Below are 21,961 nucleotides of genomic sequence, written 5' to 3'. Positions count from 1 at the left end.
CGGGGCGGCGCTCCGCCGAGGTCGTCTCGGCCTTCGTCCTCGCCTTCCTTTTTTGGGCCCATGAACGACCTTCCGCATTTGACGAACGGGGCGAGGCAAGGTCCGATGCGTGTCGTGCTCGAGCCCGGGACCGTAGTCGGCCCGTACGAAGTGAAGGACCTCCTCGGTCAGGGGGGGATGGGGGTCGTGTACCGCGCGCTCGACACCCGCCTCGAGCGCACGGTCGCCCTCAAGGTGATCTCCAAGGGAGAGGCCGAGGGTCCGCTCGGCTCGCATGAGAGCTACGCGAGCCGGCTCCTTCGCGAGGCCAAAGCCGTGGCCTCCCTCAACCACCCGAACGTGGTGTCGATCTTCGACGTCGGCGAGACCGACGAGCTCCTCTACTTCGCGATGGAGTTCGTGGAGGGCGAGAACCTCCGCGCGCGGATGGCGGGCGCGCTCCCGACGACCGAGCGCGTGCGCATCCTCGCGGACGTGGCCGGCGCTCTCCATGCGGCCCACCGCGCGGGCCTCGTCCATCGCGACGTCAAACCCGAGAACGTGATGGTGCGGTCCGACGGCATCGTCAAAGTGCTCGACTTCGGGATCGCCCGCCGCACGCGGCTCGTCGCCGACGGCGCCGAGCTCGTCACCGGCGAGGACGAGGTCGCGGGGACCCCGGCGTACATGGCGCCCGAGCAGCTCCGGGGGGAGCGCCTCGACGCCCGCTCCGACCAGTTCTCGTGGGGCATCGTGGCGTTCGAGCTGCTCTCGGGCAAAAGGCCGTTTTCGACGTCGCACGAGGGGTACGCCCTCGTCGCCTCGATCCTCTCGGACGAGCCCCCTCGCCTCGCCGACCTCGCGCCCGACGTCCCCGAGCGCGTCGCCGAGTGCGTGCATCGGGCGCTCTCGAAGGCGCCCGAGAGCCGCTACACCACCATGGAGGACGTGGCCGCCGAGCTCGCGTCGTTCACCGGGAGCGTGCGTACCCCGCGTCCGAGCCTGCCACCCCGGGGCACACGCGCGGCCGTCGACGTGAAACACCACGAGCCGGAGGCCTTCGCCGAGACCACACGCGTGCCGACGACACGCGACACGGAGGACACGACACCGAGCGCGCGACCAAGCCGTCTCCCGCGGTCTCGAAGCGTCCTCGCGATGGGCGCGGTCACGGCAGCCGTCGTGGCGTACGCGTTCACGCGGCGACCGGAGGTCCCCCCGCCCCTCCCCAAACACAAGCCGGCCCCGAGCTGCCAGGTGCGCGAGGCCGACGCCGCGTTCGCGTCGGCACGGGTGCGCGAGCGCGACGGCGCCGTGTCCGAGTCCCTCGCCGACCTCAAACGGGCCGTGGCCCTCGACGACGGTTGCGCCGCGGCCCACCTCGCCCTCGGTCTCGGGGTGCTCCCGCACGACCCACAGGAAGGCCTCCGTCACTACCAGCAGGCATTTCACGGGCGAGACGGCCTCGGAGCGCGCGATCTCGCCCTGCTCGAGGCGGCCGAGCCCTTCGTGCGGCCCCACCCCGACCTGGTCGAGTGGGAGACCCGCTTGCTCGCGGCCGTCTACCGATTCCCGGCCGACTCCGGCCTCCGCGTTTTTCTCGGCTCCGCGCGCGAGCGTCAGCTCGATTTCGAGGGGGCGCGCGCCGCGTACGAGGCCGTCACACGGGCGGACCCCGCCTTCGCGCCGGCGTGGGCGGGGCTCGCGCGTGTCCAAAAACGGCTCGGTGACCGCACGGGTGCGCTCGGCTCCGTGGCCGCGTGCCTCGCCCGATCCCCGGTCGCGAGCGTGTGTGTCGGTGTACGACACGACCTCCACGCGGCAAGCGGAGACTGCGCGGCCGCCAAAGACGACGCCGCGGCCTGGATGGCCCTCGAGCCTCAGAGCCCCGATCCGCAGCGGGCGTGGGCCGGTGCGCTCTTCGCATCGAAGGCCCCCCGCCCCTCGGTCGAGGAGGCCCTGCGCCGCCACGTGAGCCTCTTGCCGCCCGACGCGCGGAAAGGGGCCGAGACCCGAGAGTGGCTCGCGCTCGCGGTCTCCGACGGGCGCCTCGACGACGCCCTTACGCTGGCCGAGGGTCTCGAGGCGACGCTGCCCGCCGACGCGGACCGCACCGAGCACGCCGAGGCGGTGCGGGCGAAGGTCGATCTCGCGCTCGAGCTAGGAGACACGAAGCGCGCCGCGGCGTGGGCCAAGGACTTCCTCGACCGGATGCCCGCCTACCCGCCTTACCCTTTCGCGCCCGACCCGAGCATCGGGTTCGTCGAGCCGCTCTTCCGGGCGGGCACCCTCACGGCGAACGAGGTCGAGCTGCGACGGGCCGCGTGGCTCGCGAGCGAGATCGCGCGAACGCGGGCGGCCGATCCGGGCATGCTGAGCGAGCCGCGAGGGCGGATGTCGTGGCTCCGGTGGTCGCTCGCGTACGGGACCTTCGCCGAGACGAAAGAAGAAGCCGCCGAGGCGCTCCGTGCGATCCCGGTGGACAGCGAGCCCAAGATCTCGCAGCGCACCCTGCACTTCGACTTTCGCGCCGGGAAGGTGCTGGCCCTCGCGGGTGACCACGTCCACGCCGTCGAGCATCTCCGGCGTGTGGTCGACGCATGTGTCGGCTTCGACGAGCCGCTCCTCCAGGTCCGCGCGAGCTACTTCCTGGGCGTGGCGCTCGAGGCTCGTGGCGACCGAGAAGGCGCGACGACCGCGTATCGCCAAGTCATCGACCGTTGGGGGTCGGCGAAGGCCTCTCGCACGGCGGAGCGTGCCCGCGCGCGGCTCGCTGCCCTCGGCACGCGATAACCGTCCGTCGCTTCTCTCCCGTCCGACGGTCGGATTCCCGAATAAGCGCGGCGCATAACCTATTTGCGATTCTACCGACTATTGATTCATGGACTTGGGAGGTCGCGAGTACCGCCCGAGAGAACGACGCGGGCGCACCGAGGCCCCTTCGAAAAGACCGAATCGGCGGTCCCGACACGAAGGTCGAGAGCGCCGATTCGAGGGAGCGCGGCACACCACACGGGCGCGCCGACGCGCTGCTAGGGCCTCACTTCTTCTTGCCGCCGCCCGCGCCCTTCGCGAAGTACACGGTCGCGCGCTTCTCGCCCTCTTTCGTGAGGCGCTTGGCGGCGAGGCCGTCGGCGAGCGGACGGGGCATCTCGTTCGCCGCGAGGCCGAGCTCGCGACGGATGTCCTCCGAGCGGAGCCCTTCGGGCTTCTTCGAGAGCAGCGCGACGATTTGGTCGACCACCGCGGCGATGTCGGCGGGCGAACGGCGAGCCAGCCGACGGCGGCTGCTGCCCTTCTTGCCCCCCTTGGCGGGCGCGGCTGCGGCCGGAGCCGGGGCTGCCGCCGGGGCCGCCTTCTCGGCCTTCGGGGCCGGGCGAGCGGCGCGCGCGGGGGCCTTGGCAGGAGCGCGGCCCGTGCCCGACTCGGAGATGAGGTCTTCGAGAGAGGCGCCGCGAATGGCGCGAAGCACGTTGGCGGCGAACTCGGCGGAGAGGTTCTCGAGGGTGGTCTTCAGGTTGCTCATGGTCGTCTCACTTTCGGAAGATGGTCGCCGGATCGCGCACCGGCTGGTTCACGCCAGCATTCGGCGAGGCGCGGCGATCGTCGCCGCCCTCGACCACGAGGCGAGGCACGGGGCACCGGACAGGTGCCCCGCCCCCAGAAAAAGGCGGGTTTCGCGCTCGACCCGCGCCATGTGCCGAAGGAGGGACTCGAACCCTCACGAGGGGCTGCCTCGGCGGATTTTGAATCCGCTGCGTCTGCCATTCCGCCACTTCGGCTCGATTCATCCGTGACGTGTGCCCTCGCCGGCCCCTCTCGGGAACCGCGCGAGACGACCGTAGTTGCCTTAACGAAGACTCCTCACGATCGCCCAAACACCTAAACACATGATTCAGGACGAACGCAACAGGCGAACAACGAAAATCGCGAGAAGCATCAGGACGAGGCCGGTCACCACGAGCACCCCTACCTGCAGTGGATCGAGAAAAAACCGCCTCGTTCCGCGAGCCGGTGGTCCCGAAGAGGGCCTGCCGGAGTCGCTCGCGCGGACGCGCTCGGGGGGCACGGAGGGTGTCGGGGCAGCCCCGGGCGCGGGAGCCACCGAGGGCGCAAGTGCGGCCGCGGGGGCCCCCGAAGGCGCCGCCTCGTGAGCGCCGGAGGGCGCGAGGGCCGCTTCGGCGCGCGCGACGAAACCCTTCGGGGGCTCACCGAGCCAGAGATCCACCTTGGGCGGCGGAGGAAGGCTCGGCATGTTGTGCATGAGGAGCGCCGTCTGCTCGCGCCGGAGCGGGGCGAGCGGCTCTTCGGCGACCTCGGACTTGCGGAACCACTCCTCGGTGCGCTCACGCTCCTTCGCGAAGAGGACTTCCATGATCTCGGCCACCGAGTCGCGACCGATCCCGGTGCCACACTCGCGCACGAAGAGGTCGAGATCCGTCGCCAAGGTCTGCGCCGTGGGGTAGCGGTCCGAGGGGTCTTTCTGCAAGCATTTCGAGACGATGGCCCAAAGGCGTGCGGGGTAGTCGTCGACGATGGCGGTCGCGTCGGGGACCCGGCACTCGTTCACACGAAGGAGCGTGTCGATGTCGTCGCGGCCTTTGAAGAGCCGCCTGTCGACCGTGACCTCCCACAGCGCCACACCGAGCGCGAACACGTCGGCGCGACGATCGAGCTTCGATCCGGTCACCTGCTCGGGGGCCAAATAGGACAGCTTCCCTTTGACGACGCCCGCGGCGGTCTGAGAGACGCGATTGGCGGCTTTGGCGAGGCCGAAGTCGATGACCTTCACGTCTCCGTCGTACGTGACGAAGAGATTCGATTGGTTGACGTCGCGGTGCACGAGGTCGAGGGAGGTGCCGTCGGGTCCGCGCTGCTCGTGGGCGTGATGCAGGCCATCGGCGGCCCGTGCGAAGATCCAGGCGGCGAGGTCGTACCGCAGGCGGAGCCCTCGCTCACGGCACGCCTGCCAGATCTGCCAGACGGAGTGCCCACGAAGGACCTCCATGGACAGAAAGAGCCGCCCGTCGACGACACCGGACTCCTCGACGCGCACGACGTTCGGGTGCCGCATGCCAGCGCTCACCTTGGCCTCGTCGGCGAACATCGAGGCGAAATCGCTGCTCTGCGCGAGCTCCTCCCGGATCACCTTGAGCGCGAAGGGCCCGCTGCGACCCGAGGGCTCGTCTTTGAACGCGAGATAGACGGTCGCCATCCCGCCCTCGCCGATGAGGGAGACGATGCTGTAGTGCCCGAGCTTCTTCGGAGCCTCGGGGGAGGTTGAGCGGTTCAAGCGTGTACCGTTCGGGGGGCGACGCGGGTCCGGGCCCGCTCGGAGGAAGACGGCCGCACCCTACCAAACTATGCGCCCCTGGCGAGAGGAGGTGTAACCTTCGAGGCGACGCATGCTCCTTTCGCGCCGTAAGTCTCTCTCCGTCCTCTCTCTCCTCCCCCTCCTCGCGCTCGCCGCGGCCCCCCTTCCGGGCTGCAAAGACCGCGGAAAAGAGAGCGAAACCCTCGCCAAGACGCACGTGGGCGCTCTCGCGACCCTCATCGAGAAAGACGTGGCCGAGGTCGAGCGAGGCCTCCCGGAGGGCGCGAAGAAGCTCGGGCCGTCTTTCGCGAAAGAAGAGCCACAGAAAAACCTCCCGGCCGTGCGCGCGGCCCTCCAGAAGGTGCGTCGGGACGTGCCCGACCTGCTCATCGCCAAGTCGACGTTCTTCGCCCTCGCGGACGAGACCGGGGTCGCGATCCGGAACGATCTCGAACAGGACGCGATGGCGGGCCAGAACCTCTTCGCCATCTTTCCCGACCTCGCGAAATCGAAGGACGGATACGCGGCGACGACCGGCGCTTTTCCGGGGCCCCCGAGCAAGCTCGGGCCCGATCGGGACTGGATCGCCGCGGCGCCCGTTCGGCGCGAGGACGGGAAGCTCGTCGGCGTCTACGTGACGGGCTGGACGTACCGACGCTTCGCGCTCCACCTCTCCGAGACCCTCAAACACGACGTCGCGGATCAGCTCCGAGAGACCGACGCCAAGGGGAAGATGCCCGTCCTCTACGTGGGCCTCTTCGACAAGACCGGCGCCTACGGCGCGCCCCAAACTCCGCCCTCGAACGAAAAGGCGCTCGCCGATCTCGGCCTCGTCGAGAAGACCGCGTCGGGTGTGGCCTCGGGCACGCTCACCCTCACGGAACGGCCCTTCGGGTGGGCCGCGGTCCGCACGCCGAAGCTCGGACCGGACGTGGGAGTCTTCGTCCTTCGAAGCGAAATCTGACGAGGGCGCCTACGGGTCGTGGGGGGCCTCGGAGACCTTGCCGCCCTCGTCCTTCCGGCCCCCTTTCACCGTCGCGCGGCCGAGCCGACCGAACGCGTGGAGCCCGTACACGCCCAGAAGGAGCCCCACGAGGAGCACCACGCCTCCGCCGACCCGCGCGACCGTGCCGGCGACGAAGAGTCCGAGCGTGATGAGCGCAGAGGCCCCGACGAGGAGGCGTCGGGCATGTGTCTCGCCGGCGAAGGGCACGTGACCTCCAGGAAACGACAGAACGAGGAGAACGTAACGGTGGCGCTCCATCCTACGGCTTTGGTAAAGCCCCGCTCTAAGATTCATGGCACGCTTCGCCGCTCTCGACCTCGGATCGAACGCGCTCCGGCTCCGCATCGTCGAGTCGAACGGCGCCCCACCTGCGAGCGCGCAGGCCCCGCTCGCCGCCGGGGGAAAAATCGAAAAGGACGTTAACTTTCGAGAGGTTGCAAACCTTCGTGTGCCGGTCCGCCTCGGGTCCGAAGTGTTCGTCACGGGCAAGCTCGCGTCGGGGACGATCGGCCAAGCGTGTGCGGCCCTCCGCGACTTCCGCACGGCGATGAACGAGCACGCGGTCGACGCGTACCGGGCGACGGCCACGAGCGCGGTACGCGAGGCTCGGAACGGCGCCACCCTGGTCGAGCGCGCGAGGCGCGAGGCGGGCATCGAGCTCGAGGTCATCGAGGGCGTCGAGGAGGCTCGGCTCATCCAGCTCGCCGTCGTGCGAAGGCTCGCGCTCGAAGAACGCCGCGCGCTCCTCGTGGACGTGGGTGGCGGCTCGACCGAGCTCACGGTGCTCGATCGCGGGCAAGCCACGTTCGCTATGTCGCTGCCCCTCGGCACCGTGCGCATGCTCGAGACCTACTTGAAGGACGCGCAGACCGTCGACGACGCGCGCGCGATGCTCCTCGAAGAGGGGATCGACCGCGCGCTCGCCGAGGCCATCCCGCACCTCCGAAAGGCCTCGTTCGACATCGTGGTGGGCACGGGCGGAAACGTCGAGACCCTCGCCGAGCTCTGCCCCGTGAAGGGCGGGCACCTCGGGTTCCCGAAGGCGATCGACACGCAGCTCGCGCAGAAGCTCCGGGCGCGCCTCTTCGGGATGACCGCCGCGGAGCGCCAGAAACAGTTCTCCCTCCGCCCCGATCGCGCCGACACCATCGTCCCCGCGATCGCGATCTTCCTACGTATCGCGGAGCTCTTCTACCAGGGAGCGATCGTGTCGCCGGGCGTGGGCCTCAAAGAGGGCATCCTCATCGAGCTGGCCGACAAGTACTTCGACATCTGGGACGAAGAGGCCGAGGCGACCGGGGTGCTCGCGAGCTGCGTCCGCCTCGGGCGAAAATACGAGTTCGACGAGCCTCACGCGCTCACGGTCGACAGGTTCGCGAGCCAGCTCTTCGACGACCTGTGGGCCATCCACGGCCTCACCGCGAGAGACCGCCTCGTCCTCCGCGCCGCCGCCACGCTCCACGACATCGGCGACTTCGTGCGCTACGACGGGCACCACAAACACAGCTACTACATCATCCAACACTCGGATATCATGGGATTTTCTCCCGACGAACGGGCCATCGTGGCCAACGTCGCGCGGTACCACCGAAAGAGCCTCCCCGACCCGAACCACCCGAACTTCCGCGACCTCGACAAGGACGGCCGCGCCCGCGTCCGGACCCTCGCGGGCATCCTCCGCATCGCCGACGCGCTCGATCGCGAGCACCTCGGGAAGATCCGCACCGTGCGCGCCGAGGTGGACGAGACCCGCAGGCGCATGGTCCTCCACCTGACGGGCGAGGGCGATCGCAGCCTCGAGGAGTTCACGGTGAAACAGAAGGGCGACCTCCTCCGCGACGACCTCGGCCTCGACCTGTCGCTCGCCGGCGGAGAGGGCGCGACCCGAGCGAAGTGACCTACGAAAACGGCTCGCCCTCGGCGCATCTTTGGTAGCCTCGCCCCGATGGCGCGTTTCCTGGCCACGATCGTGCTCGCGTCGACCGCGCTCGCCGCGTGCGGCCCCTCCGTCCCCGACCCGAAAGGTGCGGTCGACGAGTACCGGCGGGCGGCCGAAAAGGGCGACGGCGACGCCCTCTACGCGATGCTGACCGAGTCGGGCCGGCACGAAAAGACCCGCGACGACGTGCGACGTACGGCCGCCGAACAACGCGCGGAGCTGGCCGAGCGCAGCAAGGTCCTCGGCTCGAGCGACGTCCGGGTAGAGGCGGTCGCGCGGCTCCGGTTCGAGGACGGCGAAGAGGCCACCCTCGATCTGCGCGGCGGCTCGTTCCGGATCACGGCGAGCGGCGCGCTGCCCGGTGGCGCTCGCACCCCCGAGCAGGCGCTCGGGGCCCTCCGCCAGGTGCTCGCCCGCCGGAGCTACGCGGGCCTCATGAGGGTGCTCTCGCCGAGCACGCGGGCCGCGATCGAGAACGATCTGCGCTCGCTCGTCCTCGGCCTCGAGCACCCCGAGACCCTCGAGGTGCGCGCGAACGGCGACGCCGCCACCGTCCTCGTCCCCGGAGGCCACCACGTGCGCCTGCGCCGCGAGGCCGGGATCTGGCGCGTCGACGACTTCGACTGAGCCGAGCCGCGATCGTCGCCCTTCGCGGTCGGGCCGAAGGCCTGGTAAGAAGGCGGAATGGCGCGGGCGCTCCCGGTTCTGGCATTGGCGGTGGTCGCGGGCCTCGTCGCGGCGATCCCGAAGCCGGCGCGTGGCTTCGGCGACACGGGCGCGTTCGACCCGCGGGTCCTGCTCGCCGGTGGCGTCAAGGGAGCGGCGCGCCCTTCGGCTCCGGCGCGGTGGTCGTGGGAGCTCGTGCAGCGCACGTCGGCCCCCGCCAAATCCGCGCCGACGCTCGTCCGCGCCGACGATCGCTCCCTGACGAGCGCACCTTTCGCCACATGGAGCGGGGAGACGGCCGTCGAGCCGCTCACCGCGGCCGAGATCGCAGGGCTCAGGCGCTACTTCGCGTTGGGTGGGGTGCTCCTCGTGGACGACGCGGGCGCGTCCGCGGCGGGCGCGCCGAGTGAGTTCGGGCAGTCCGCGCGGCGAGAAATCGCGCGGGTGCTGCCGGACGCCTCTCCCATCCCGATAGGCCCCGAGCACGTCGTCTTCCGCTCGTTCTACCTGCTTCGCCGCGCGGAGGGCCGCGTGCTCGGCCCGAAGACCCTCGATGCCATCGTGCGCGGTGGCCAGGCGCAGGTCATCTTCTCGTCGCACGACCTCGGCGGAGCGCTCGCACGCGGCGCCACCGGAGCCTGGGAGCACCCGGTCCTGCCCGACGGCGACGTGCAGCGCGAGCACGCGATCCGGCTCGCGGTGAACGTCGCGATGTACGTGCTCTGCTCCAACTACAAAGACGATCAGGTCCACGCGGCGTTCCTCATGAGACGCCGCGCGATCGTGGGCCCGCCGTGAGCGGCACCACCGTCACGCGAGTGGGCTTCGCCCAGGATCTCCCAGCGTGGGCGCCTCCGGTGGCGATCGGGCTCGCGCTCGCGTCGCTCGTGTTCTTGGCCGTGGAGCTCCGCCGAAGCGAGCGGTCCCGGCGCGGACTGGTCGCGGCGCTCTCCGCGCTCGCGCAGCTCGCGCTCCTCCTCGCCGTGCTTCGCCCCGTCCGGGTGTCGTCGAGCGAGAGCTCCGTCGGGCCGCGCATCGTCGTGCTCGCCGACGAGTCTCGCTCGCTCGCCCTCCGGGACGGGGCGGGCACACGCGCGACCCTCCGCGACCGCGCGCTCGAGAGCCTCCGCGCTGGCGCCCCGCAAGCCCGCATCACGGTCCTCGGGTTCGGCGCCGAGAAGCCTCGCCCCACGTCGGCAGGGACCGAGCCCCTCGACGCCCACTCCGACCTGCGCAAGGCCGCGGCATTTCTCGGCGAGTCGGCCGAGGAGCGCCCCGACGCCCTCGTCGTCGTGTCCGACGGGCGCCTCGACGATCCGCCCGAGGAGAGCAGCGACGAGTCGCTCGCCGGGCTCTTCCCGGGGACGAAGGTCCACACCGTGTCGACCACCACGCGCGTCCCGAAGGACGCGAGCATCCGCCGGGTGTCGGCCGCCGGTGCCGTCGCGCACGTCCCGCTGCCCCTCTCGGTCGAGGTGGGGTGCGACGGCGGGATCTCGTGCGGCGAGCTCACGGTGGTCGCGCGTGAGCTCCGCGAGGAAGGCCCCCCGGCCGTGCTCGGCTCGGGGATCGCCACGATCCGCGACGGGAAGGCGAAGCTCGACCTGACCGTCACGTTCGAGCGCGCGGGCCCACGCGTGCTCGAGGTCGCGATCCAGTCCCCCGAGGGCGACGAGATCCCCGAAAATGACAAACGTTTCCTGACGTTCCACGTGGCTCGAGAGCGCATTCGTGTACTCCACGTGGCCGGCCGCCCGACGAACGACGTCCGAGCGCTACGCCAATGGTTGAAGGGCGACGCCTCCGTCGACCTCGTCGCATTCTTCATCTTGCGCACGCCGACCGACAACCCCCAAGCCGCGAACGACGAGCTCGCGCTCATCCCCTTCCCCGTCGACGAGCTCTTCTCGGAGCACCTCCCCTCGTTCGACGCCGTCGTCCTCCAAGACTTCGACGCACAGCCCTACGGGATGGAGAAACACCTGCCCGCGCTCGCGAAGTACGTGAGGGCGGGCGGAGGCCTCGTCATGGTCGGCGGGCCGAACTCCTTCGTCGCGGGTGGGTACGCGGACACGCCGCTCGCCGAAGTGCTCCCGGTCGTGCTCGACGGTGGCCGCGGGGCGACCATGGCCGACCAGGCGCGCGTGGTCCCAGCCTATTCGGACGAGGGTCGGAAGGCGCCCCTCCTCGGCCCGCTCCGCGCGCTCCTCGGCGAAGAGCTCCCGGAGATGCCGGGAGCGAACGTCCTCGGCGACCTGCGCCCTGGCTCGACCGCCCTCTGGGTGCACCCGGGTCGCACGACCTCCCGCGGCGCCCCGATGCCGCTCCTCGCCCTCGGAGAGCCAGGCAACGGTCGCTCGATCGCGCTCGGGCTCGACGGCGCCTGGCAGCTCCAATTCTCGGAGCTCGGCGCTCGCACGAGCGGGCGGGGCTACGGAGCCCTCTGGGACGGCCTGCTCGGGTGGCTCATGCGCGACCCGAGGTACGAGCCGGCGCAGCTCGAGCTCGTCGGGGCGTGTGTGGCCGGGCGGCCGGGGAAGCTGCGTGTCCACGCGCCCCACGTGGCCGGAGGTGAGACGAAGGTCGAGATCGTCAAGCTCGGCACCGAAGAGAAGCCGATCGTCGTCACCGCGAGACCCGATGGCCCTTCTCGCACGGTCGACGTCGCCCTCCCTGCCCTCGCGCCGGGGGGCTACACGGCGCGGGCGCGCATCGCGGGCGGTCCGGCCACCCGTCGGGACTTCGCCTGCGAGGTCGGCGGCGAAGAGTGGGCGGACTCGCGCCCCGATCCGGCGCGCCTCGAGCGTCTGGCGAAGGCATCGAAAGGCTCGTATTTTCATGGAGATGGCCCGATCGAGCTGCCGCTCCCCAAGCCCACGGTCGTCGCCTCCGAGCGGCACGTGACGCCCATCGCCCCCGCGTGGCTCCTCTCGCTCGTCGCCGCCGCCACGCTCGGCGCCAGCCTCTTCGCGCGGAGGCGGAGCGGCCTCCTTTGATCGAGCCCCGAGAAGGCTTGGGAGAAGGCGGCCACGACGGTATCGTGGAGACGTGAGGAAAGACCTGCTTCGTCTCGTCGGTCGAGCCTCCGTGGCGGCCGCTCTCGTCTCGCTCGCGGCACCGGCCCACGCCCTCGTGTGGCCCGACGTGCCCGAGCGGGTCGAACGCCAGCTCAAGGCGCAAGATCCGTCGACGCGGCGAGCCGCAGCGCGCGATCTCCCGAGCCTCGGGCGCGAGCGAGCCACGCCGCTCGTGCTGCGCACCCTCGAGGATCCGGACCTCGACGTGCGGCTCGCGGCGGCCCAGGCAGCCATGACGCTGCGCCTCGCGGCGGCGGCGGAGGCCATGCTCCCGTGGCTCGGCGAACGCGAGGCACGCCTGCGCCTTTCGGCGTGCGAGATGATCAAGATCTCGCCGTCGGCGAAGGCGATCCCGCAGCTCGGTCGTGCGCTCGGCGACGCCGACCCCCAAGTGCGCGCGGCCGCGGCCGACGCCCTCGGCGCCTCCGCGAGCGCCGAGGCGGTGGCTCCGCTGCTCGGAAAGCTGGACGACCCGAGCCCTCCGGTCCGAGCGCAGGTCGCACGGTCCCTCGCGCGACTCGGCGATGCGCGTGCCGTGGTGCCCCTCGTCGGAAAGATCCAAGACTCGGTCCCCGAGGTGCGGCAGGCCGTCGCGCGCGCCCTCGGTGGCCTCGGCGATGCACGGGCCGTCCAAGCGCTCGTGGTCGCCCTCCGTGACGCGAACCAAGAGGTCCGCATCGAGGCGCTCGCGGCCCTCGGAGGGCTCAAGGGCGACGGGGCCGTCGACGCGATCGCCTCGCTCCTCGGAGATCGCTCGGGCCCCGTGAGACAGGGGGCGTTCGCCGCGCTCGGGCGCATCGGCACCCCGGCCGCGATCGGCGCGCTCGTCGCGAAGCTCGGCACGGGCGACGACGCCTCGACCTCCCTCGAGCGCACGGCCGTGCGCGACGCCCTGGTCGCGGTCGGACCGCGCGTCGAACCGTCGCTGCGGCCGCTGCTCGACCGCGCACCGAGCGCGGGGGCTGCCACGAGCGCCGCCGTCGTGCTCGGGCTCCTCGGCGCCAAAGGTGCCGAGGGCGACATCGTCACGGCGCTTCGACGAGGCACGGTCCCGCTCGCTGCGGCGCTGCGAGCGCTCTCCGGCGCCGGGACGGACCGCTCGATCGCCGTCGTGCTCGAGTTCGTCGCCGACGAGAGCCCTCTCGCGCGTGCCGAGGCGCTGCGCACGGCTTCGATCCTCCTCGACCCCGAGCGCCCTGACGGCCGAGCCGTAGAGCCGCTGGCAGCCGCCCTCCGCGAGGCGCGCCTCACGCCACCCGAGCGCATCGCGCTCGTCGAGCTGCTCGGTCGTACGGGAGCCCCGCGCGCCGCCTCGGTCCTCGGCTCGCTCCTCTCCAGCAAGGACGCCGCGCTTCGCATCGGAGCGCTCGACGCGATCGGTGCGATCGGCCAACGCGCCGCCTCGGAGAAGCCGACCGGGAGCACGAAGACCGTCGAAGAGATCGTGTCGGAAGCGCTCGACGACAAGGCCCGCGACGTCCGCTTCCACGCCGCTTTGACCCTCGGAAATGTGGGAGGTCCCCGCACACGTGACTCCCTCCTCGGGCGCCTGGAGGGGGCGCGCGAGACGGACCGGTTCGCCGCGTTTCACGCGCTCGCCGGGATCATGGAACGCGCCGCCGACGAGGCCTCCGTGGTGCGTCTCGGTGCTCTGCTCGATCTGTCGGCCGGGCCCGAACGCGACGCCATCCTCGAGGTGCTCTCACGCGCTCCGCTGTCCCAGGCCGTCGAGCGCCTCGTCTCCCGCACCAAGCCGCCGACCCCTGCGGAGGACCGACGAACGGCCGTCGCCGCCCTCGCGAAACGCTCGGCGTCCTCCCCGCCGGCGTTCGACGCCCTCGTGCGCGCGCTCGGAGATCCCGACGCCACCGTGCGAGCCCAAGCGGCCTGGGCGCTCGGAACCTCCGACAATCCGGCCGCGGTCGACGCGCTCCGCCGTGCCAGCGGGTCGCCCGAGCCCGATCTCGCGCAGAACGTCGTCGCTTCGCTCGGTCGCCTCGCGGTGAAGGCCTTCGCCGGGCGCCCGGATCGCGTGGCCGCCCTCTTCTGCCCTCTCTTGGACGACACACGCAGCCCCGTGCGCGAGAACGCGCTCGCGGGTCTCGTCGAGAACGCCGCCGTGTGCCCCGACCTCGGGCGCGTACGCGCCATCTTGAAGGAAGACGCCTCCGACGACGCGCGGGCCCTCGCCGCCGAGATCCTCGCCCGCTCGGCCACGCCCGACGATCGCCAGCTCCTCGAGCGCTGCGCCGCGCACGACTCGTCGGGGTCGGTCGCGACGCGCTGCCGGGAGGCCCAAAAGGGCCCCACGAAGCCCTCCCCCGAGCGCGGTCGCGAGCGGCCCGTCACCGTGTACGTCGCCGTCGACGGAAGCACCGCGGCCCGCCCCGAAGCGCCCTACGCTCTCCGCTACGACGCGGGCTACGTGCGCGCGGGAGTGGCCGACCGTCGGGGCGCGATCGTCGAGCCGGCTGCCCGCGGCAGGTCGCTCGAGCTACGGCGGCCAGGGGGCGTGCGTTGAACGTGCGCGCGCGCCGGCGGCGTTCCCTCTCGGCCCCCGAGAACCTCGACACCATCCTCGATCGCTCGGGCGAGGCGCGATTCGCCCGGCAAAAACCGCCTTTCGCGCGCGAGCTGTGGGTGCGAGCCGTGGGCGCGCGCATCGCCGAGCGCACCGTTCCCCTCCGCCTCGAGAACGGCGAGCTGCTCGTCTTGGTCGCGACGCACGTGTGGTCGAACGAGCTCTCCATGCTCTCGACCGACGTGCTGCGCCGGCTCGTCTCGCTCGGCGTTCCTGCGATCCGCCTTCGATTCCGTGTAGGATCCATTGAAATCGATCGGCCCCCGGAGCGGCGGGCTCGACGCAAGGTCCCGAAGACGGCGCCCCTACCGGACGGGCTCGCCGCGCTCATCGCCACGGTGGGCGACGACGAGCTCGCCCGGGCGATGCGTGGCGCGGCGGAGGCGAACCTCGCCTGGCAGACGCGCAAAGATCCTGGAGCGCCCCCTAGCCCCGGAGCGATCGGGCCCGCCGCTCGAGTCCTTCGAGGCGCTGAAGCAGAAAACGATCCGCAGGCCCAAGGCTCGCCGAGCGCCCCTGAATCTGGACCACGAAGTCCCGAAGGCGCGCGACGTCGACGGCCGTGACCTTGTTCATCGCGTTGTAGAGCTCGTCGATGACCGCGGCCGGTGGCGGGCGATTTTGGGCCGCGTAGAGCTCGATCACGTAGTCGGCCCAGCCGCCCTTGCCCGTCGAGGTCGCGAGCCGCGCGGAGAACTTGGCGGCTTGATCGACGAGCGACACCGGCAAGGGGCGCCCCGCGCGTGACGCCTCGATCACGTCGGCGAGGACCGACGCGAGCAGCCGCTCGGCCTCCCCGGCCCGGCCGAGCGCGAGCGCTTTTTCGGCCACGCTGCCGAGCAGCTTGAACTGATCGACCCGCCTCACCATGCTCGGCTCGGCGTCCTCCATGCGAGGCATCTGCACGCCGGAGCTCGGCGTCATGCGCGAGACCGTGTTCTTCGTGGCAGGCGATCGGGTCGACGGGCCGCCCTCGCGCGTCGCGAGCAAAGTAAGCTCCTGCGAGCCGATGAGGACCCGATCGCCCACGGCGAGGTCCGTCGTCCCCTCGACGCGCGCGCCGTTCACGATCACGCCATTTCGGCTGCCGAGATCCTCGATCGTCACGTGGGACTCGCTCACGTGGAAGACGGCGTGCCGCCGCGAGACCAGCGGGTCGTCGAGCGAGAGCTGGCAGGTCGCGCTCCGCCCCACGGCGAACTCGCCCTCCGCGAGCTCCACGTCGTGGTGCAAGTACCGCAGCCGGAACCTCACACGCCCTCCGAGCCGACGCGCTGCCCACGGGAGGACGCACGAGCCGGGAGAGGCGCGAAAGTCACTGGTCGCTGGGCGTTTCGCACCGGTATCACGTTCCCAAACGCAGGTTTAACCCTGTTCGGGCGAGCGCGGCAAGCGAGCGACGTATCGACGGGGCCGAGGGTCATCGACACGGTGGCTCGAAGCCTCCCCGCCGACTCCGACGAGCGAGGCTCAGGACGGCTTGCCCACGTGGGTCTGGGCGAAGGGATCGTCGGGTTGTTTCTGCGTGAGGGACTCGAGGCGGGTCAAGACGGACGTCTCGTCCGGCGTGAGCATCAGCGCGCGCTGCCGATGGTGCTCGATGAGCGCTCGAATGGGCCCCTCGAGCTCCTCGAAACGACCGTAGAGCTGCTGGAACCACCCGAGCACCTCGGCCGTCGGGACGAACGAGACCCGGTGGTAGATCTCCGCGGACCAGAGCGCCCACGCCGGGTCGCGCGAGAGGAAGCTCGTTCGGAGCGCGGCGACCACGAGGAGCGAGAGCTGCTTCGCGTCGATGGTCTCGTGCCGCGCGAGCGACTCTTCGAGCTGCTCTTTGGCGCGACGAAGGATGCGGCTCGCGTCGTCGAGGCGGGTCATCGCGAGGGCCCGCTCGAGCACCTGCACCTGAAGCTCGAACGTCCAGGCCGACTCGCTCTTCACGTCGAGCTTGGTCTCTTCGTCGGAGACGACGGCCCCACAGCTCGGGCAGGCGCCCGCCTCGCGGGGATAGGGCATGCGGCAGACATGGCAATGCTGCAAAAACCCTGTAGTTCTCGATGGTTCCGGTGGCCTCGCCTCGACGCGCGTGAAGACGAGCTCTTGGGTACCGATGCGGAGGCGGTCCCCGTGACGGAGGACCTGCGAGCCCCGAATCCCGGCGCCGTTCACCTTGACGCCGTTCCGGCTCCCCAGGTCGAACACGGTGACCACGTCGCCGTCGACCTCGATGCGCGCGTGCTGCCGCGACACGAGGGGATCCTCGATCGTCACGTGGCAATCGTAGCTGCGTCCGATCAGCGTGGTCCCACGCGGAAGATCGAACTCTTGCAGCAACAGGCGCAGCCGATACCTCGCCACGACACCTCCACGCGCCCTGCGGGCCGCGATCGACCAAGTCTCTCATCGTCAGCATCGCTCGTAGGCCTTGCCCCTGGCAAGCCCCAAAGATGCTGCGGCGTTACCGGTTTAGGCCGGCCTCTCCACTCGCTTTGCTCCTTCGGGGGGCGAGAAGCCCGTCGTGACCTTGACGACCGCCTTCGGGGCCACCTTGGCCACCACGGGCTCGATGAGGCGCTCGCGTGTCATCTGGGCCCCCGGGCACCCCGCGCACGTGCCCGTGAGGTGCACGTGGACGAGGTCTTGGGTGGCCGCGACCAGGTAGAGGTGACCTCCGTCGGCTTCGACGAGGGGGGCCACGAGATCGCGACACTGCGCCACGAGTTTTTCTTCCACGGTCCCCACGTTAGCAAACTCCGGCCCGAGAAGCGAAGGCCCCTCCCCGCGGCGCGGAGAAGGGCCTCAAGTTGCCGAAAGTCCGCCGATTATCGGCGCGTCATTTCTTCGGCGCGGGCTTCTTCGGGTCCTTCTTGGGGTCCTTCGGCTGCACCGCGGCGCCCGCGGCGTTCGGGTCCGTGCGGTTGTCGCCCTTCGTGACGGCCGCGATCGTGGGGTCGATCTCGAGCGGATTGCCCTCTTTGACCGACCGGAGGCTCGCGAGGTTGTTCACCGTCGACAGGTCCTCCAGCACGAGCCCACACACGCCCTCGCCGGAGCGATCGACGAGGCGCATGTGGGAGCTCTGATCCCGCCAATCGACCAACGTGTGCGCGCGCCCGGCGGCGGCGTCGGGGGGGACGATGCGGCCTTGCACGCCGAGCTTGCCGTTCATCGTGTTCACGGCGTCGGCGAAGGTCTTTCCGTACGCACCCGAGTCCCCGAGGGGGACGGCGTCGTAGATTTTCCAGAGGCGGCCCTGGATGAAGAAGAAGTAGCGCGTCTTCCCGCCGCGGGTGAGCTGGAGGAGGGCCTCCTTGTTCCGGTACGAGTACTCGGGCTTGAGCCCGGTCGCGTCGTAGCCGGTCGGGTTCCCGTCGAACTCGACCCACGTCCGCTCGAAGGCGCGCATCGCCGAGTCGCGCTCTTGTTCGATTGCCTTCATTTGCGGGCCGATCGAGGTCTTCGCGAGCTTGGCGTCGTACTCTTTCCAGAGAATTCCGCCGACCGACGTATGCGCCTTCACTACCTCTTCTTTGCTCATGCCCCAGCGGAGACCGCCGTCGAGCATGGTGGCGACACCCGGGGCGCTGGGCGCCTCGCCGGGCTGCGAGCCCTTCTGCCCGCCGCCCGTGGGCGCGTTCCCACCCGAGCCACCCTTCGACGGGGGGATCACGGGGCCGGGGACGTTGATCCCTCCGGAGCCACCCGACGAGCCCGAAGAGCCCGAGGAGCCACCCGACGAGCCCGAGCTCGCCTCGGCCGGAGTCTCGTCGGCAGGAGCCTCGGCCGACTCGGCGGGCTTGGCGGGCGTGCACGCGCCGAGCGCGACGAGGACCGTCGCGCAGATTCCATGGACCCAAAGACCTGTCGTTCGCTTCATCGCGCCGTATCTCCTCGGCGCGAACGCTACCAGAGCGGCACGAGCACAGGAAGGCGCACGTCACGGTCCCTCGAAGGCTCCACGAAAGCCTCGCGCGAGGGCGGCCCACGAACCGAGGCGGCGCGGCACTTTTGCCGTGGTCTCGAGGGGTTTTGAAGTACGATGCGCCTCCCATGGTATCCCGTGCATTTCGTAGGCCCACGTCGCTGTCGCGCACGACGAGCCTCCTCGCGGCGCTGACGCTGTCCTGGGCGCTCTCCGCATGTGGCGGAAAAACTCAGCCACGCGGACCCATCGGGACCTACCTCGGCCACTCCGTGGCGCTGTTCGACGACGGCATCGAGCCCGCCGCCGCGGGCATCACGGGCGAGAAGCGCGTCTACCAGCCGAAGTTCGACCCCCTCTTCCTCGAGCGCGCGCAGACGTCCGACGGCGTCGTGCGCGTGAGGATCACGACGATCGTGGCGAAGGGCGAGTCGAGCGGCACGAGCTTCGTCCTCGGGTGCCGGATCGAAAAGGTGCTCGCGGGACCGCACCCCCCCGCCGAGACGTTCGACCTCCACGTGGCCCACGACGCCCCGTCCGCGGGCATCCTGAAGAACCTCGACTCGGCCATCGTGGGCAAGAGGTTCGTCGCGTTCGTCAAATCGTTCGTGCGGCCCGACGGTGACAGCGAGATGCACTTCCATTTCGCCCCCGACACCAAAGAAGTGGCCGACGCCGCGACGGACGCCAACGTCCTCGCCGAGGGCAAGTAGGGCGCCCTACCGTCGAGCTCGCGGGGGGGCGCACGAATCGTGCTCGCAACCCGAGGACGGCGCTCGTCTCACGTGCTAAGAGGCGCGCGTGGCGATCGAAATCAAGAGCCCCCGTGAAGTCGACGACCTGCGCGTCGCATGCCAAATGGCCGCCGAGACCTTGCTCCTCGTGGGCGAAAAGCTCCGAGCGGGCATGACGACCGACGACATCAACGACATCGTGCACGAGGACACGATGAAGCGGGGCGCGTACCCGGCTCCCCTCAAGTACCGGGGTTTCCCGAAGAGCGTGTGCACGTCCGTGAACGACGTGGTCTGCCACGGCATCCCGGGCAAAGAGATCTTGCGGGACGGCGACATCGTCAACGTCGACGTGACGACCCTCTACAAGGGCTTCTACGGCGACACGTCGGCCACGTTCTACGTCGGCACCCCGAGCCCCGAGGCACGCCACGTCACCGAGGTGGCCCGCAAAGCGCTCGAGCTCGGCATCGCCGAGGTGCGCGAGGGGGCCCGGTTCGGCGACATCGGCGCGGCCATCCAAGAGTACGCCGAAGCCCAAGGCTGCAGCGTCGTCCGGGACTTCGTCGGTCACGGCATCGGCCGGAAATTCCACGAAGATCCGCAGGTGAAACACTACGGAAAACGTGGCACCGGCGAGCGCATGAAGGCCGGCATGACCTTCACGATCGAGCCGATGGTGAACCTCGGCCGGTTCGAGGTGAAGGTCGACACGAAGGACAAGTGGACCGCGCGCACGATCGACGGAAAGCTCTCGGCGCAGTTCGAGCACACCCTCGTCGTCACGAAGGACGGCTGCGAGGTGCTCACGACCCGCTCGAAGCCCCTCCGCGCGTCCGAGAACGTCGCGCTCGTCCTCCTCTGAATCGGACGCCAACGTCCGCGGGTCCGCGGGGCACGACATAAGCCCCTTCACGCACGATCCGCCGAGGGTCGTGCGTGGCGAGACGCGGGCGTCAGCTCTTCTTGGCCGCGAGCAGCTCTCGGGCGGCCTTCTTGGCCGCGTCTCCCACTTTGACGCCGCCGATCATGCGGGCGATCTCGGTCACGCGCTCGGCCTCCGAGAGCCTCCGCACACGGCTCAAGGTGCGCTCCTTCTCTTCGGTCTTGTCGACCAAGAAGTGGACGTCGGCGAGGGCCGCGATCTGCGGGAGGTGCGTGATGCAGAGCACTTGGCGGTGGCGAGCGACGTCCTCGATCGAGCGGCCGATGACCTCGGCCACGGCGCCGCTCACGCCCGCGTCGACCTCGTCGAACACGTAGAGGCCCGCGGGCGCGTTCTCGGCGAGCACCTTTTTTACGGCCAAGAGCGCGCGCGACAGCTCTCCGCCGCTCGCGATTTTCCGGAGCGGCTTCGGGTCCTCCCCCTTGTTCGGGGCGATGAGCAGCTCGGCCCGGTCGACGCCCGACTCGGTCAGGCGCGCCCCGTCGACCACGAGCGGGTCCCCCTGCCCCGGCTGGATCGGTGTGACATCCACCGACACACGCGCCCTCCCCATGCCGAGCTGCGCGAGCTCCCGCCCGATCGCGTCGGCGAGCTTCTCGGCCGCGGCGCGGCGCCGCTTCGAGAGCGAGCGAGCCACCTTCGCGACCTCGGAGAGGCGGACGTCCCGGTCGGCCTCGAGCGACACGAGCCGGTTCTGAGCCGAGGCCATGGCGTCGAGCTCGCGGGCGAGCTCTTCGCGGTACGCGAGCAGCTCCTGGGTGCCGGGCCCGTGCTTCCGTAAGAGCTTCTGCAAGCGAAAGACCCGGTCCTCGAGCTCGGCGAGCCGCTCCGGGTTCTCCTCGACGGACTCGGCGTAGCGAGAGATTTGCCGGGCCGCGTCCGACAGCTCGACCGACGCCGCCTCGACGGCGCGGGCGACGGGCGAGAGGCTCGGGTCGAGCGTGGCGGCTTGCTCGAGGTCCGAGACGATCCGCGCGAGGGCGTCGCAGATCGTGCTCTCGCCGTCGTAGAGCCGATCGGCGGCGCTCCGGGTGGCGTGGGAGAGCTTCTCGGCGTGCCGGAGCCGCGCGCGCTCCGACTCGAGGGTGTGCTCTTCGCCCAGCGCCGGGCCCAGATCGTCGATCTCGCGGGCCTGGAAAGCGAGGAAGTCCTCTCGTTCGCTGCGGGAGCGCTCGGCCGCGCGCGTGGTCTCGATCGAACGGACGACGGCGGCGAGCTCGGCGAACCCTGCGGCGAGCGAGCGGCGAAGCTCGGCGAGGCTCCCGAACGCGTCGAGGTAGTCGAGGTGGCTCGACGGATCGGTCAGGCTCACGCTCTCGTGCTGGGACGAGATGTCGCAGAGCTCGCGCCCGATCTCGGCGAGCTGCGCGGCGGTCGAGAGGCGGCCGTTCATGAACGCGCGGCTCCGGCCCTCGGCCGCGACCACGCGCCGCACGACGAGCTCGCCGTCGCACGGGATCCCCGCCGCCTCGAGCTTCGCCCGCACCGACGACCCCTCCGGCAGCTCGAAGCGAGCCTCGACCTCGGCCTCTTTTTCGCCCTTTCGGACGAGGTCGGGGCTCGCTCGGCCTCCGAGCACGAGGCCGAGAGCGTCGACGAGCATCGACTTACCCGCGCCGGTCTCGCCCGTGAGCACGTGGAACCCTGGCCCGAGCTCGATCGAGAGGCGCTCGATGAGCACGAGATTCTGGACGGAGAGCTCGAGGAGCATCGCGTTCAGCTACACCCGCAGGCCCCCCCTTGTCGACGGCTTGCGCGGGCCCGACGGCACGGACGAGGGCCCTCGCGTCGTCTCGC

General features: G+C 70.6%; 17 protein-coding genes and 1 tRNA gene. 9 read left to right on the top strand and 9 right to left on the bottom strand.

Features of this window, described 5'->3' with window-relative positions; translation table 11 throughout:
- Positions 1 to 60 precede the first annotated feature (60 nt).
- A complete protein-coding gene (locus IPK71_19870; GenBank protein ID MBK8215991.1) occupies positions 61 to 2,772 on the top strand; it encodes a protein kinase in 2,712 nt (903 codons plus the stop codon).
- Positions 2,773 to 3,019: 247 nt separating this feature from the next.
- Here IPK71_19870 and IPK71_19865 read toward each other — a convergent pair whose 3' ends face one another.
- From IPK71_19865 to IPK71_19855, 3 genes are all read right to left on the bottom strand, one after another.
- Positions 3,020 to 3,505, bottom strand: coding sequence for a hypothetical protein (locus tag IPK71_19865; GenBank protein ID MBK8215990.1), 486 nt, complete (start codon positions 3,503 to 3,505; stop codon positions 3,020 to 3,022).
- 172 nt (positions 3,506 to 3,677) lie between these two features.
- A tRNA-Leu gene (locus IPK71_19860) sits at positions 3,678 to 3,761 on the bottom strand.
- A gap of 113 nt (positions 3,762 to 3,874) precedes the next feature.
- Positions 3,875 to 5,272, bottom strand: a complete 1,398-nt coding sequence (locus IPK71_19855) for a serine/threonine protein kinase (GenBank protein ID MBK8215989.1) — start codon at positions 5,270 to 5,272, stop codon at positions 3,875 to 3,877.
- Positions 5,273 to 5,384: 112 nt separating this feature from the next.
- Between IPK71_19855 and IPK71_19850 the strand changes: the two genes are divergently transcribed.
- Positions 5,385 to 6,257: a hypothetical protein gene (locus IPK71_19850; protein MBK8215988.1), complete on the top strand. Its 873-nt coding sequence runs from the start codon at positions 5,385 to 5,387 to the stop codon at positions 6,255 to 6,257.
- Between the two features lie 9 nt (positions 6,258 to 6,266).
- Here IPK71_19850 and IPK71_19845 read toward each other — a convergent pair whose 3' ends face one another.
- Complete coding sequence (locus IPK71_19845) at positions 6,267 to 6,557, bottom strand: hypothetical protein (GenBank protein MBK8215987.1); 291 nt, start codon at positions 6,555 to 6,557, stop codon at positions 6,267 to 6,269.
- 34 nt (positions 6,558 to 6,591) lie between these two features.
- On the opposite strand from IPK71_19845, the gene IPK71_19840 reads away from it, so the two are divergent.
- The 5 genes from IPK71_19840 to IPK71_19820 are packed head-to-tail and all read left to right on the top strand — an operon-like array spanning position 6,592 to position 14,502.
- Positions 6,592 to 8,196, top strand: coding sequence for a Ppx/GppA family phosphatase (locus IPK71_19840; protein ID MBK8215986.1), 1,605 nt, complete (start codon positions 6,592 to 6,594; stop codon positions 8,194 to 8,196).
- A 48-nt stretch (positions 8,197 to 8,244) separates the two neighbouring features.
- Positions 8,245 to 8,865, top strand: coding sequence for a hypothetical protein (locus IPK71_19835; GenBank protein ID MBK8215985.1), 621 nt, complete (start codon positions 8,245 to 8,247; stop codon positions 8,863 to 8,865).
- A 57-nt stretch (positions 8,866 to 8,922) separates the two neighbouring features.
- Positions 8,923 to 9,702, top strand: a complete 780-nt coding sequence (locus tag IPK71_19830) for a DUF4159 domain-containing protein (GenBank protein ID MBK8215984.1) — start codon at positions 8,923 to 8,925, stop codon at positions 9,700 to 9,702.
- Positions 9,699 to 11,900 carry a hypothetical protein gene (locus IPK71_19825; GenBank protein ID MBK8215983.1) on the top strand — a complete coding sequence of 734 codons (2,202 nt, stop codon included), beginning with the start codon at positions 9,699 to 9,701 and terminating at the stop codon, positions 11,898 to 11,900. The genes IPK71_19830 and IPK71_19825 overlap by 4 nt, the downstream gene beginning before the upstream one ends.
- Positions 11,901 to 11,952: 52 nt before the next feature.
- Complete coding sequence (locus IPK71_19820) at positions 11,953 to 14,502, top strand: HEAT repeat domain-containing protein (GenBank protein MBK8215982.1); 2,550 nt, start codon at positions 11,953 to 11,955, stop codon at positions 14,500 to 14,502.
- Positions 14,503 to 14,988: 486 nt separating this feature from the next.
- Here IPK71_19820 and IPK71_19815 read toward each other — a convergent pair whose 3' ends face one another.
- The 4 genes from IPK71_19815 to IPK71_19800 form a co-directional block, all read right to left on the bottom strand.
- Positions 14,989 to 15,816 carry an FHA domain-containing protein gene (locus tag IPK71_19815; protein MBK8215981.1) on the bottom strand — a complete coding sequence of 276 codons (828 nt, stop codon included), beginning with the start codon at positions 15,814 to 15,816 and terminating at the stop codon, positions 14,989 to 14,991.
- Between the two features lie 216 nt (positions 15,817 to 16,032).
- Positions 16,033 to 16,920 (bottom strand): FHA domain-containing protein, encoded by an 888-nt coding sequence (locus tag IPK71_19810; GenBank protein ID MBK8215980.1) that lies wholly within the window; start codon positions 16,918 to 16,920, stop codon positions 16,033 to 16,035.
- A 108-nt stretch (positions 16,921 to 17,028) separates the two neighbouring features.
- Entirely contained in the window at positions 17,029 to 17,304 is a 276-nt protein-coding gene (locus IPK71_19805) for a NifU family protein (protein MBK8215979.1), read from the bottom strand.
- A gap of 91 nt (positions 17,305 to 17,395) precedes the next feature.
- Positions 17,396 to 18,439: a hypothetical protein gene (locus IPK71_19800; protein MBK8215978.1), complete on the bottom strand. Its 1,044-nt coding sequence runs from the start codon at positions 18,437 to 18,439 to the stop codon at positions 17,396 to 17,398.
- Between the two features lie 173 nt (positions 18,440 to 18,612).
- Here IPK71_19800 and IPK71_19795 point away from each other — a divergent pair, with 173 nt between their 5' ends.
- Both IPK71_19795 and map read left to right on the top strand, forming a co-directional pair.
- Positions 18,613 to 19,197, top strand: coding sequence for a cobalamin ABC transporter substrate-binding protein (locus IPK71_19795; protein ID MBK8215977.1), 585 nt, complete (start codon positions 18,613 to 18,615; stop codon positions 19,195 to 19,197).
- Positions 19,198 to 19,285: 88 nt separating this feature from the next.
- A complete protein-coding gene (gene map / locus IPK71_19790) occupies positions 19,286 to 20,083 on the top strand; it encodes a type I methionyl aminopeptidase (protein ID MBK8215976.1) in 798 nt (265 codons plus the stop codon).
- Between the two features lie 91 nt (positions 20,084 to 20,174).
- On the opposite strand, the gene recN is transcribed toward map, so the two are convergent.
- Complete coding sequence (gene recN, locus IPK71_19785) at positions 20,175 to 21,875, bottom strand: DNA repair protein RecN (GenBank protein MBK8215975.1); 1,701 nt, start codon at positions 21,873 to 21,875, stop codon at positions 20,175 to 20,177.
- Positions 21,876 to 21,961: the final 86 nt, after the last annotated feature.

It is taken from the genome of Myxococcales bacterium (assembly GCA_016712525.1).
Classification (GTDB): domain Bacteria; phylum Myxococcota_A; class Polyangia; order Polyangiales; family Polyangiaceae; genus JAAFHV01.
The sequence above is the reverse complement of the archived record's forward strand: the minus strand, read 5'-3'. Positions and strand labels throughout refer to the sequence as shown.

Coding starts and splice junctions, on each gene's coding strand:
- IPK71_19870 (MBK8215991.1), top strand. CDS start 61: ATGAACGACCTTCCGCATTTGACGAACGGGGCGAGGCAAGGTCCGATG.
- IPK71_19795 (MBK8215977.1), top strand. CDS start 18,613: ATGGTATCCCGTGCATTTCGTAGGCCCACGTCGCTGTCGCGCACGACG.
- IPK71_19845 (MBK8215987.1), bottom strand. CDS start 6,557: ATGGAGCGCCACCGTTACGTTCTCCTCGTTCTGTCGTTTCCTGGAGGT.
- IPK71_19850 (MBK8215988.1), top strand. CDS start 5,385: ATGCTCCTTTCGCGCCGTAAGTCTCTCTCCGTCCTCTCTCTCCTCCCC.
- IPK71_19800 (MBK8215978.1), bottom strand. CDS start 18,439: ATGAAGCGAACGACAGGTCTTTGGGTCCATGGAATCTGCGCGACGGTC.
- IPK71_19830 (MBK8215984.1), top strand. CDS start 8,923: ATGGCGCGGGCGCTCCCGGTTCTGGCATTGGCGGTGGTCGCGGGCCTC.
- recN (MBK8215975.1), bottom strand. CDS start 21,875: ATGCTCCTCGAGCTCTCCGTCCAGAATCTCGTGCTCATCGAGCGCCTC.
- IPK71_19840 (MBK8215986.1), top strand. CDS start 6,592: ATGGCACGCTTCGCCGCTCTCGACCTCGGATCGAACGCGCTCCGGCTC.
- IPK71_19835 (MBK8215985.1), top strand. CDS start 8,245: ATGGCGCGTTTCCTGGCCACGATCGTGCTCGCGTCGACCGCGCTCGCC.
- IPK71_19865 (MBK8215990.1), bottom strand. CDS start 3,505: ATGAGCAACCTGAAGACCACCCTCGAGAACCTCTCCGCCGAGTTCGCC.